Consider the following 3,256-nt stretch of genomic DNA (forward strand, 5'->3'; position numbering starts at 1 on the left):
GCTACGACACGATGGGGTCCCAACTCGTCTACTCGCAGGGAGGGCGAGGGGCACCGGGCGGCGAGACGCCGGCCGGACGGAGGGGGCGGAGGCGGCGGAGCGGCCACGAGAACGGGCCTCGTCCGCAGTGTGCGGTCGAGGCCCGTTCGTGGGGTGGTGGGGTCGCTTACAGCCCCATGTCCTTGGCGATGATGGTCTTCATGACCTCGTTGGTGCCGCCGTAGATCCGGTTCACGCGATTGTCGGAGTAGAGGCGCGCGATCGGGTACTCGTTGATGAAGCCGTAGCCACCGTGCAGCTGGAGGCACCGGTCGATGACCTCGGCCGCGACCTCGGTGCAGAACAACTTCGCCGAGGCGGCCTCGGCGGCGGTGAGCTCACCCGCGTCGAGTGCCTCGAGTGCCCGGTCGGCGACGGCCTGAGCTGCATCGACCTTGGCCTGGCAGGCCGCGAGCTCGAACTTGGTGTTCTGGAAGGCGGCGACGGGCTTGCCGAACACCTCACGCTGCTGGGTGTACTCCTTGGCGAAACGCACCGCGGCGGCGGCCTGTGCATAGGCGCCGAAGGCGATGCCCCAGCGTTCCGACGGCAGGTTCTGGCCGAGGTACGAGAAGCCCCGGTTCTCCTCGCCGAGGAGGTCCTCGACGGGAACCTTGACGTCGGTGAAGGACAGTTCGGCGGTGTCGGAGGTCTTGAGTCCGACCTTGTCGAGCTTCCGGCCCACGGAGTAGCCCTCGAGCGAGGTCTGCACCGCGAGCAGGGAGATGCCGAACCGGCGGTCGTCCTCCCGCGGCGGCGCGGTACGCGCGCAGACGATGACGCGATCGGCATGGACGCCGCCGGTGATGAAGGTCTTGGCCCCGTTGAGGATGTAGTGGGTGCCGTCCTCGGAGAGCTTGGCGGTGGTCTTCATGCCGGCGAGGTCCGAACCGGTGCCCGGCTCGGTCATGGCGATGGCCCACATCTCCTCGCCGGAGACGAACTTGGGGAAGTACCGCGACTTCTGCTCATCGGTCGCGAGCATCTTCAGGTAGGGCAGGCAGAGGGCGACGTGGACGTTGGAGCCCCCGAAGCTCACGCCTGCGCGGATGACCTCCTCGGATTGGATGGCCTCGAACTTGTGCGAGTCGAGGCCGGCACCGCCGTACTCCTCGTCCACGGTGATGCCGAACAGGCCGAGGTCGGCGAGCTTGTAGTAGAAGTCGCGCGGGACTATCCCGGCCTCGTACCACTCGTCGTAGTGGGGGACGACCTCGGACTCGATGAAGTCGCGGAGGGTCTTCCGGAAGGCCTCGTGGTCTTCGTTGAACACAGTGCGGCGCAAGAGGGTGCCTTTCCATCTGGAGCCCGCCCGGGTCGGCGGGCCGATCGTGCCGGAGGGGAGCGGGGGGTCGGGTAGTGGACCGTTACTGGTGAGTAGCTTACAAGAATCCGACTGCGCTCCGCGGGTTCCTCACCTCATCCGTTCCGGTTATCTCACTCATTGCCCGGAGTGAATTCCAGGCCGTTGTCGGCGACGATCCGGATCGGACCGCTGACGTCCGTCCCGTCGACTCGCCGGCCCTTCTGGGTCACTGCGACGACGCCCTTCTCGCGGAGCTCGAACGCGACCGACCGCGCCGTCTCCATGTGGTCGCGCCAGCGTTCCCCGCCGACGACCCGGGCTGCGTCCGAGGGGCAGATCGACCCGGTGCCGCGGGAACGTAGGAGGGTTCTGATCGTCGCCTCGAGTCGCTGCCGCGTGCCCTCGTCGGTCGGCTCCCACCACGGATCGCCGCGCTCACCGAGGGCGACCTTCGCGTCATGCACCATCACCCGCGCCGCATCTCCCCGGGCCTTGACCTCCCGCCGCCCGGTCATCAGTGCGCGAACCAACTCGGCGCGGAGCTTCTCGGGAATCGAGGGGTCGGTCGCGCGCCAACGCCTCCCGCCGACCACGATGTATCGGCCGTCGTCCGTGTGTTCCACGCCGTCGGCAGGGCCCTGCTGCTCGTCGCTCACCCTGTCGATCATGCCTGCGAGAGCCCGCGGTCGGCGGTGATCGCATCCGACGGCGGTCTGTCCGAGTCCGGTGTGATCGTCACGACGGGGCACTGAAACGTGTTCCACCCGATGAGACAGAAGACGAGGGACCTTCGTGACGGCGCAGGACAGTACTTTCGACGCGGAATTCGACGTGGTGGTCGTGGGATCGGGGGTGGCCGCGCTGTTCGGTGCCGCCGCCGCGGCCTCGCGCGGACTGTCCACCTGCCTGATCGAGAAGACCGACCGATTCGGCGGAACCTCCGCCTACTCCGGCGGGGCGGTGTGGCTGCCGGGAAACGCCGTCCTCGCCAGAGACGGTGTCGACGACTCCGTCGAGAAGGGGCGGACCTACTTCCGTGCGGTGGTGGGCGACCGAACCGACCGGGATCTGCAGGACGCTTTCCTCAACACGGGGCCGGCGGTCGTCACCTTCCTCCAGGAGGAACTGGGCATCCCCACGAGGTTCCAGGCGTTCCCCGACTACTTCGACGCGCCGGGGCGCCAGGAGCAGGGTCGGAGCATCTACCCGAAGCCGATCAAGGGCGAGGAGGTCGGGGATCGGGTGGCGGATGTGCGCCCGCCGGTTCCCGCCGACCAGTTCGGCGCGGCCGAGGACACCACCCGGCTGGAGGGAGGCCGCGCGTGGGTCGCCAGGCTCGTGCTCGCGCTCGACGCGATGGACTCCGCCGAGACGCGTCTGAACACCGCGGCCCGCGAGCTGGTGCGCGGCGAGGACGGACGCGTGATCGGGGTAGCCGTCGACGGTGACGGTGGCCGCCGGCTGCTCGGTGCCCGTCGGGGCGTGCTGGTCGCCGCGGGTGGGTTCGAGCGTTCCGGGGAGCTTCGTCACCGCTGGCAGCAAATGCCGACCGCCGAGTGGTCGTCCTCGCACCCGGACACCGGCTCCGGCGACGCGGTCCGCATGTTCGAGGACGTCGGGGCGCAGCTCGACCTGCTCGACCAGTCGTGGTGGTGCCCCGCCACCCTCTTCCCGAACGGCCACGCGGCGTTCACGCTGGGGTTCCGCTCCGGGTTCATCGTCGACGGCACGGGCCGTCGGTTCGCCAACGAGCTCCTTCCCTATGACCAGATGGGTCGCCGGATGCGCGCCCGGATGGCGGACGGGGCCGGTGACGAGTTCTGGCTGGTCTTCGACGACGCCGAGGCCGGGGGCTTCCCGGCGATCTGTATCCCGGCGCCGGAGCCCGACCAGCTGCGCGAAGCGGGACTG

The 3,256-nt window shown here is 69.1% G+C and carries 3 protein-coding genes; 1 reads left to right on the forward strand and 2 read right to left on the reverse strand.

Annotation, left to right across the window (positions count from 1 at the left end; all coding sequences use genetic code 11):
• Positions 1-166: 166 nt before the first annotated feature.
• Complete coding sequence (locus G6030_RS15365) at positions 167-1,324, reverse strand: acyl-CoA dehydrogenase family protein (protein ID WP_063973926.1); 1,158 nt, start codon at positions 1,322-1,324, stop codon at positions 167-169.
• Between the two features lie 152 nt (positions 1,325-1,476).
• Positions 1,477-2,001, reverse strand: a complete 525-nt coding sequence (locus G6030_RS16915; RefSeq protein WP_246830831.1) for a DUF3253 domain-containing protein — start codon at positions 1,999-2,001, stop codon at positions 1,477-1,479.
• A gap of 136 nt (positions 2,002-2,137) precedes the next feature.
• Between G6030_RS16915 and G6030_RS15375 the strand changes: the two genes are divergently transcribed.
• Positions 2,138-3,256, forward strand: a 1,119-nt coding sequence (locus G6030_RS15375) for an FAD-binding protein (protein WP_182643710.1), incomplete at its 3' end; no start/stop codon positions are given.

This window comes from Dietzia sp. E1 (assembly GCF_014145015.1).
Classification (GTDB): domain Bacteria; phylum Actinomycetota; class Actinomycetes; order Mycobacteriales; family Mycobacteriaceae; genus Dietzia; species Dietzia cinnamea_A.